Annotated in this window: 10 protein-coding genes; 5 read left to right on the plus strand and 5 right to left on the minus strand. The window is 41.8% G+C overall.

The features are described from left to right. Nucleotides 1-55: 55 nt before the first annotated feature. From AC5JMF_RS25875 to AC5JMF_RS25890, 4 genes are all read right to left on the minus strand, one after another. On the minus strand, nucleotides 56-802 hold the full coding sequence (locus tag AC5JMF_RS25875; RefSeq protein ID WP_495798572.1) for a phycoerythrobilin:ferredoxin oxidoreductase: 747 nt from the start codon (nucleotides 800-802) through the stop codon (nucleotides 56-58). Nucleotides 803-809: 7 nt separating this feature from the next. After that, entirely contained in the window at nucleotides 810-1,544 is a 735-nt protein-coding gene (locus AC5JMF_RS25880) for a 15,16-dihydrobiliverdin:ferredoxin oxidoreductase (RefSeq protein ID WP_495798573.1), read from the minus strand. Between the two features lie 599 nt (nucleotides 1,545-2,143). Then, nucleotides 2,144-2,731 carry a phycobiliprotein lyase gene (locus tag AC5JMF_RS25885; protein WP_495798574.1) on the minus strand — a complete coding sequence of 196 codons (588 nt, stop codon included), beginning with the start codon at nucleotides 2,729-2,731 and terminating at the stop codon, nucleotides 2,144-2,146. Nucleotides 2,732-2,882: 151 nt separating this feature from the next. Beyond that, complete coding sequence (locus AC5JMF_RS25890; protein WP_495798575.1) at nucleotides 2,883-3,368, minus strand: glutathione peroxidase; 486 nt, start codon at nucleotides 3,366-3,368, stop codon at nucleotides 2,883-2,885. Nucleotides 3,369-3,487: 119 nt separating this feature from the next. Between AC5JMF_RS25890 and AC5JMF_RS25895 the strand changes: the two genes are divergently transcribed. Continuing rightward, nucleotides 3,488-4,276 carry a pentapeptide repeat-containing protein gene (locus AC5JMF_RS25895; protein WP_495798576.1) on the plus strand — a complete coding sequence of 263 codons (789 nt, stop codon included), beginning with the start codon at nucleotides 3,488-3,490 and terminating at the stop codon, nucleotides 4,274-4,276. 217 nt (nucleotides 4,277-4,493) lie between these two features. Here the strand turns inward: AC5JMF_RS25895 and AC5JMF_RS25900 are convergent, their stop codons facing one another. Next, a complete protein-coding gene (locus AC5JMF_RS25900) occupies nucleotides 4,494-4,892 on the minus strand; it encodes a DUF6335 family protein (protein ID WP_495798581.1) in 399 nt (132 codons plus the stop codon). Between the two features lie 310 nt (nucleotides 4,893-5,202). On the opposite strand from AC5JMF_RS25900, the gene AC5JMF_RS25905 reads away from it, so the two are divergent. From AC5JMF_RS25905 to AC5JMF_RS25920, 4 genes are all read left to right on the plus strand, one after another. Beyond that, nucleotides 5,203-5,604 carry a DUF2267 domain-containing protein gene (locus tag AC5JMF_RS25905; RefSeq protein ID WP_495798577.1) on the plus strand — a complete coding sequence of 134 codons (402 nt, stop codon included), beginning with the start codon at nucleotides 5,203-5,205 and terminating at the stop codon, nucleotides 5,602-5,604. A gap of 189 nt (nucleotides 5,605-5,793) precedes the next feature. Beyond that, a complete protein-coding gene (locus tag AC5JMF_RS25910) occupies nucleotides 5,794-6,888 on the plus strand; it encodes a DJ-1/PfpI/YhbO family deglycase/protease (RefSeq protein WP_495798578.1) in 1,095 nt (364 codons plus the stop codon). Nucleotides 6,889-7,018: 130 nt separating this feature from the next. Continuing rightward, nucleotides 7,019-7,528 carry a hypothetical protein gene (locus AC5JMF_RS25915; RefSeq protein WP_495798579.1) on the plus strand — a complete coding sequence of 170 codons (510 nt, stop codon included), beginning with the start codon at nucleotides 7,019-7,021 and terminating at the stop codon, nucleotides 7,526-7,528. A gap of 287 nt (nucleotides 7,529-7,815) precedes the next feature. Next, a partial coding sequence (locus AC5JMF_RS25920; protein WP_495798580.1) for a pentapeptide repeat-containing protein occupies nucleotides 7,816-8,772 on the plus strand: 957 nt, incomplete at its 3' end.

Consider the following 8,772-nt stretch of genomic DNA (forward strand, 5'->3'; position numbering starts at 1 on the left):
CCCAGTCCCCAGTCCCCAGTCCCCAGTCCCCAGTCCCCAGTCCCCAGTCCCCACTTCACCGAACCGTTGCCAGTTTCCTCTCTAAATCAAATAAGAAGCCGTGGATATATTCTTCAGTCCATTCGGGGCCATAGAAACGGGTGAACATGCCTCGTGCTGGGTCTTTTTCGGCTCGATAGCGTAGATAACGCAGTTGAGCTTGCTCAATATCCATGAGGGAACGGGAATCTGTGACTGGCTGTGCTTGGTCAACAAAATTTAGGTATGCCTGGAGATAATCTTTAAAAGCTGCAAACACATGTGTCTCTACGGCTTCATTTTGCTGTGGACGAGTCCAGAGAAAGGCTGGTGAGAAAAAAGGACGCGCTTCTTCGGGAAAGTCTCCGCCCCATGGTAGGTGTTGTTGATATGACTCGAAAATGGGCAATATGGGCTGTGTATACTTCGCTTGGTATGCTAAATCATCCCGAAATAGCGGTTGCATATCCAAAGCGATGAGGTGTCCTCCAGGCAGCGTTACCAGATCTGCCCCGAAGAAGGGTAAATCGTAATTTAATTGTGGAAAAATCACAAAGTTCAAAACTTGTAGCGATTTACCACCTTGCACATGAGCGGCTCTGATCTGACGTAGTTTTGGGGCACTAAACGCTGTACTGGTGGTCAATACCTCTTCTTGATGTTTGCCCTTACCTACAAGTGCCGATTTAGACTCAAACCCTGTGGGAATGGGATAAGGCTGTAAGTCGAGGCGATCGCGCAGAAGGGCGATCGCATAATCCAAAAACGGCTGATATAGTGTCATAAGATAATTACTTTTTAGCTATTCCAGTAGCTAATGGCACAGCATCCTCAAACAAAAACTCATACAAAAATTTCTCAGACCATTCATGCCCAAAGTAGCTGCTGAATAGACCTGATGCTGGGTCACGCTCGGCGCTGTATTGATCGTAGTCTTTTTGGGCTTTAACAATCCGCTGAATGTCTTCTGTGGCAGTCAGGGGTTTGGCTTCCTCTAGCATCTGCCAGTAAAGATCCAAATAATCTTTAAATGCTGCAAATACTCGTGTTCTCACTGTTTCTGCATCTGTTTTGGCAAATAGCAGATATTTAGAGAAATACTGGTTGGCATCGTAGAATTTCATTTCTAAATCTTGTGCCAAGTCAGGATATTTGTTGTGTAGGGCTTTCAGAGGATGAATATACTTCTCTAGATATGCTTCATCCTGAAACAAAGGTTGAAAGTCCATAACAATCAAATTTTTAATCTGACCGAAGGAGAGAAAATCTACGCCGAGTAGCGGCAAATCGTAGTGGTAACTGGGATAAATAACGCTATTGAGGATTTGGGCACTTGCACCAGCGTCGATACTGGTGTAGCGAATTTTCCGTAACTCTGGGCATTGATAGCACCAGCTGCGAATGGTAGCAGGATTTCTGCCGCGATCGCTGACTTGATACTCTAAGCCTGCGGGAATTGGGCGACTTTGTAAATTAAAGCGTTGAAATAGAGATTGTTCTAGATGCTCAATAAAGGTTGTATACATCGATGTTGTTATGAACTCATATACCTTTATCCCTAGAGAATACGAAACATCGTGAATCCAAATCTTATTTCTCATCAATAAAGAAACAATCCTTAATCTTTTTGGTTGATTATTTTAACCAGTTCCGTGGGTTTAAGTCCCCCGGTTCTATAATCGGCAAGTTTTGTGTTGGGGTTGTCTTACAAAGTTGAGGCAGTGTGATCTTGGGGATTCCCCCTGGTGACTTTGCGCTAAATTACCATTACAAAACTTAATTACGCACTTCGCAGCGGTAGCGAGTCCTCGATAGCGTTAGCGTTAGCGTTAGCGAAGCGGTAGCGAGTCCTCGAGCGTCAGCGGTAGCGAGTCCTCGAGCGTCAGCGGTAGCGACACAGGAGCGTCGCATCATTACAAATTACGAATTACAAATTACGAATTACGAATTATTTAATGGTGAGGCGATCGTCATAGAGGCTAGAGAAGAGGATTTTTATCAGTCATAAATCAATGAGGGCAGATTGTTCGCTCACACTTCGAGTTTAGCATTGGTAAAAGTTTGGAGCGGTGAACAGAGCGATCGCACTTGCTCTTGAGGTTTGAAACTGCGATCGCTGAAATAATTACGAGGATTCTCTAGACAAATTGTGTTGTATCATTTTTGCTAAATCTTCCTCACAGACGCAGCGCCGTTCTGAACAATAGGTCATTAAATAAACACCATTCATCATGCGAACCGTGCTGGCGCGTACCCGAAAATCATTTGTGATGAACCAGCAACGCTCTTGTCCTTGATTGTTGTCATACTCTGTATCGATAGTTAAAATTCCGTCTTTACCAAACCAGTAACGACTAACTACCGGAATTTTTTCAACATAGCCCTGATCACGCAAAAGCTTACCAGAATGCCCCATCTCGTCATCTGGTACATCAACCAATACCGCTGCATAATCTGGGTTTGGCTCATTCTCATCAGTGTTACCTTGCCACATAAAGCTTGCACCTCCCGTAGCCTTTGCTGGGTCAATTCCCTGTTGTTCACAGATGCTTTTAACCCGTGGGTCATCTTTGGTAACGACGCCGATGTGAAGGTTTGATTCGCCCGACTCATCCGCCACTAAATCAAAGTGATGTACAGTGCGTTGGATAAACCAGACTCCTGCACTTTTACTAAAGAAATCGCTCATGTTCATAGGAGGGATGAGTCGCATCTTTTTTTACCTAAGAGGGAACAGGGAACAGAAGTCGTGTGCAGAAATGTTTGAATATTTATACTTAATCTGAGGGGGATGAGGGGATGAGGGAGTCACAGAGAAGTTTTTTCTGTGTCCCTAATCCCCAATTCCCAGTCCCCATGACTGTTTATTGAGCTAGTTCTTTCTCAATAGCAGCTACTAGCTGTGAGTCATGGGGAGGAACGGCACTCTTAAACCGGGCAACAACTTCTCCTTTTTTATTCACTAGAAACTTTTCAAAGTTCCAGGAAACGTTACCTGTAGGTTCTACAGCTTTAGTTAGGTGAGTGTAGAGCGGGTGCTGCTGAGCGCCCTGAGCATGTACCTTATCAAATAATGGAAAGTTTACCCCGTAGCGGGTGGTGCAGAATTCTACGATTTCTTCGTTGGTTCCTGGTTCCTGCATTCCATAATCGTTACAAGGGAATGCCAGAACTTCTAAACCTTGAGCATGATATTTCTGGTGTAACTCCTCCAATCCTTTGTATTGGGAGGTGTAGCCGCAATAGGAGGCTACATTGACAATTAAAAGTACTTTACCTAGATATTCTTTTAATAGCTGGTCTTTGCCATCAATCGTTTTGACGGAAATGTCCGCGATCGTCGTACTCATTTTGAGTCAGTCTAAATTTTTTTGCCATTCTTTATCCTACGATGATTCATGGCACATTTGCTGAGAGATTTTATCGTGTTCAAGAGATTATATAATACTAAAACTATTCACCTCAACTCATGATAGATAAGGAGATGCAACAACCATCCCAAGAGGTTTTAACTGCCCTCAAGGCAGGACAAGACTTGTATCAATTCAACTTAAGCGGTCTTGACTTTTGCACAGCCAACCTCAAGAAAGCCAATCTAATAGGAGTTAACCTTAGTGAGGCAGATTTAAGTGAGGCAGATTTGAGCGCTGCTGATTTGCGAGGAGCAGACTTGAGTAGAGCTATTCTGCGGAATACGAATTTACAAGGAGCTTATTTGTATCGTGTGGATTTAAGTGGTGCAGATCTCAGCGGTGCTAATCTAGCAGAAGCTAAGCTACAAGTATCTCGGTATGATAGCAAGACAATTTTTCCTGAAGGATTCGCATACAAAAGCTCAGGGGCGGTTGGGCCAGGTGCTAACCTGAATGGTGCTTATCTAAATACTGCTAACTTACGGAATGCTGATTTACAAGGTGCTAATTTGCTGGGAGCTTACCTTGGCGGTGCTGACTTGACAGGAGCCAATTTACAAGGTGCCAAACTCAGTAGTGCTGATTTGCGGAGAGCTTTTTTGACAGGAGCTTACTTACGAAATGCTCGGCTAAATGGAGCAAATTTAGCATCTGTTGATTTGCGGTCAGCAGACATGACTGGTGTTGAATTTGAAAATTTAGAAAGTATTGCTGGAGCAGATTTTTCTCATGTGCAGGGTTTGAGTGAACACAATAGGGCACGCCTACTCAGTTCCTCCATGCAAGAGTTAGATACCTGGAATTCATTTACGCGTAAAACAACGCGGGCAAGTTTGGGAGAATAAAACTAACAATCACCAAAGAAGCGTACACTTCAAAAGCGTCTTACCTTGATGGCGACAGCCTCCACAAACATGGTGAAAAATCCAACGGATGGAAAGCGCTAGGACAAAGGGTAAAGCGCGGAATGTATAAAAGTCGTGACGTCAAAGAACGACAACATCAGTTTAGAATCCCCCGCGTTTCCAACCGAGGGAGATGTCAACCCAGGTTAATTACACATTACTCCCGCCGTTGTTCATAATCATCCGCAGACATCGGATCTAACTCCCAACGACTATCATCACGTCCCTCTAAGATATCGTTGGTGCGAAGAAATGCGGCATCGTCCATTTCTAAACCTACGGCTGTTTCTAACTCCTCAGTGACGTTTTGATCTGGCGTTGCAGCAGTACCACCAACAGCTTCATCACCGACTGCATCTGCATCTTGCCAATATACATCAACGTCGCCGCCAGTAAGTTTTGGACTGGTTTGTGTATATTCGTGCATTTCTTCTCGTAGCGATCGCCCACCAATATTATATCCTGGCAAGTCTTTTACACCAGTGCCGTAAGATTCGGTAATTTCTTGAGGCAAATCATTAGAGGCTGTGTCTTCTTTCTGATTTTTATCTGCCATAATATCCACTATTCTCTGCATTTCCACAGTAACCTTTTTTAGCAAATAAGTTGTATTACTGGAGATGTATTGCTTTAGTAATAAAACATCTATCACTTTGGAACGAAGCTAGACCATTCTTTACAGCCTACTATTATAGGCATGAATTCACGGTCGAATAAGTTATGAGCTAGAAGTTCTAAACCCGCTTTTTCATAATACTATTCTCGCTCATAGCTATTTCTTGTTTAGCAAATTTGATTCACTCGATCTAGATTTTTGCTCATGTTTTTAACTGGCTAAATCCTCAACAATAAAGTGGAGGTGGACAATGGAATACGAAGAATTCATTACACATGTACAAAGCCTTGCCCAATCAAATTCACGTGAAGAGGCAAAGCGTGCAACCCGCGCCACCCTAGAAACAATTAAAGAACGCATTGCAGGTGATGAAGCGCAAGAATTAGCTGCCAAGTTACCGCAAGAGTTAGGTGAATATTTACGAGGGCGAGAAGGAGATAGTGGTAAGTCCTTTAATTTACAAGAGTTTATCGCTAGAGCAAGTAGCAAAGAGAATGTAGAACCTACAATTGCTGCAATTCATGTTAGAGCCGTTTTTGCAGTGTTACAAAACGCTATTAACCCAGAAGTATTTGCTACCTTTCATGCTCATTTATCGCACGATTATGAAGAATTATTTGTTACTTCGCAAATAAGGAAATCACAAACATAACAAATAACAGGAAACGGGGAGAACTAAACCACTTGTTTTCTTGTTTTGATAAAAGTTAGCTAAAACAAATTTTAAGTAGCAAATCTGCTACTTAAAATTGTTAAGCATTAACAGCCAAACTGAATGTGTAATATCTCAATTAATTAATATTAAAACTAGCCTAAAGCTAGAAGTTAACAGGAAAAATCAATGACAGATCATAACAATCATCACGGTAAAAAGAAAGTTGCTATCCTCATTGAACATGGAGTTGAGGATGTAGAATTTATGGTGCCATACAATGGGCTAAAATCAGCAGGAATGGAGGTAATTGTTCTCGGTTCACGCATGAATGAAAAATACAAAGGCAAGCGTGGCAAGCTGAGTATGCAAGCTGATGGTACTACAACAGAAGCGATCGCTTCTGAATTCGATGCTGTAGTAGTTCCCGGTGGTATGGCTCCTGATCGGATGCGGCGCAATCTCAACACAGTTAACTTTGTTAAAGAAGCGATACAGCAAGGAAAACTCGTCGCTGCGGTTTGTCACGGGCCCCAAGTTCTAATAGAAGGTGATTTACTTAAAGGTAAACAAGCTACTGGCTTTAGTGCCATCCGCAAAGACATTATTAACGCGGGTGCAAACTATATAGACGAAGCTTTGGTAGTTGATGGAAATTTAATTACATCCCGCGAACCTGGAGATTTAGCAATTTTCACTACGGCTATTTTGAGTCGTTTGGGTTATGGTGGCAAAGATGCCGCATTGCCCCATGAAAAAGACATAACAGCTGAATGGTGGAAACTAGCTGATGCTTGGAGTGGTTCAACTAAAAGCGATATTGCTAGAGGTTTGAATACTGCCTTGGCTGGTGAGCGTTATTCTCTAGAAGCATTAGAGAAATATTGTGAAAAAGAATCAGATCCAAAAGTGTTATCTCTATTTCAAGAGATGATTGGCAATAAAAAACAACATATCCAACAGCTAGAAGGGTATCTGCAAAAGCTGGGAGAGAAAGTATCTTTAGCTGCAAACGTTGCTACTCAGTATGCCAAGATGAAAGCAGCCTTAATCGGCAGTGACGATATATATCAAATACGCTGTGCTTTAGGTGATGTGCAAACAGGTATTGGTGACATTGGTAATTTGTGTACGATGTACACTGACCCTGTAGCAACGGCTATTTTCAAGAGTATTTATGACGATTTGGGGAAATACGAACAGCGATTAATCCAGCTGTATCGGCCACGAACAGCGGCTGAGGTTAAGCCTCCCAAGCCAACTACAGGGGCGGCTGTATCTTAAAAATGGCATTTGCTAATAACCAATAATCCATTTCCCAGAATTAGTAATCCATGGCAGGCAGACCGCAAAGACCACATTTTTCTGCAACAAGATACTCACAATACATACAAAATTGCAAATGAGGATGATTATGAACCGCATATTTTCTCGGCTACAAAGCGTCATCTTACGCCAGATTATGATAGTTTTTCTGGTTGGCTCAATGTTTTTTGGAATGCAAGTTTTTAACTACGGTGTAGCACAAGCCGATACTGTAAGAACTCCAGAAGGTATCTATTACAAAGGTACTCCCGATAACAATACCTCAATCAGGAATAATCAACAGTTTGATAATACTCAGAGAAACATCAGAGAAACTGCCAGAAATACCCAAGACTCGTTTTCACGGAACGTTGGCGAAACTGTAAGAACTCCAGAAGGTACTTATTACAAAGGTACACCTGACAGAAACTACAGCAATAATAACGACAAAAATATCCTAGAAAAAACCGCTGAGAACGTTAAAGAAAAGTTGAATCTTGATGAACCGCTACCTCGGAATACAAAAGAGTTTTTACGTTCATCTGAAAGCAAAGTTGAAAAGACAGTTAAACCTTTAACTCGCACTCCAGAAGGATATTACCAAACTCCTCATAGATGAGGGAGCATGGGAGGCAGGGGAAGATAAGGCACAAAGATAAGCTGTTCCACATATAACTTGCATAATTAGGGCGGGCAAGATGCCCACTCCACAAGAGTTTTATTTAATTTGATTATGTAATTTAGATGTTTTTTAGCTTATTACCCAATCCCCACTCCCGGAGGGAGCAGACCCCTTTGACTCTGAAAGTTGCGGCTTTGAACCTCAATCAACAAATATATACAACCATTGCCGAATTTACAAAGGTGAGCATGTAGTAAAATTTGCTCATCTTTCTACAGTTGAACATGGCTTTGGACTTCTCTGGTCAAAATCTCCGAGGACGCAACTTCAAAGGTAAAGACCTTGCAGGAGCAAACTTTAGCTATGCCGACATTCGAGGGGCAAACTTCACCAACGCTAATTTGACAGGGGCAAATTTCACCCATGCCAAAGCCGGACTGCAAAAGCTTTGGATCGTTAGCTTAATATTTCTATCCTTACTTCTAATAGGACTGATAGGAACGATCACAGCAGTAAATATTTATCGGGCAGAAGAGTATTATTTGAATATTGAAGGTATTCAAACACATGCTATTTTCCCCGGTGTCATTGTATACACACTATTGCTAATCTTTGCATTTATCACAATTTACCGAGGTATAGAGATAGCTTTTGGAGCTACAGCTTTGGCTTTTGCTGTAGCTGGAATTGCTATTTTAGTTTTAAGCAAAGATGAAGCTTGGTTAGTGATTTTTATGAGTTTTGGATTTGTAGTTGGGGATGTGTTTTTAGCTTTAAATGGAGCTGTAGGTGGAGTTATTATTTGGGCTGATGATTGGTCAGTAGTTCAAGCTATGACTTTATCTTGGTTTGTAGCTGGAACTTTCTTTCTAGTTTGCTTGATAATTGGGTCAAAAATTGGGACTGGGATTTCGGCTGTAGTTTGGACTGGAGGTTATGCTTTAGTTGGGGGATTGTTAGCTAATTACTGTGCCTGGCTAATTTTAGTAAAAAATCAGAAATTTACCTTAGTTCAACAGACAGCAACAGTTGTCATTGCTATGGGTGGTACTAGTTTTCGTAGTGCAAATTTAACAAATGTAAATTTCACTCTTGCAACACTTAAAAGTACAGATTTTAGAAATGCTAATCTGACTCACACTTGCTGGTTTCAAGCCCAAAAGCTTAATCTTGCTCTTGTTGACACAACTTATTTAGAAAAATCACTAGTTCGGCAGTTAGTAACCACAAGAGAAGGACAA

It is taken from the genome of Desmonostoc vinosum (genome assembly GCF_059505385.1).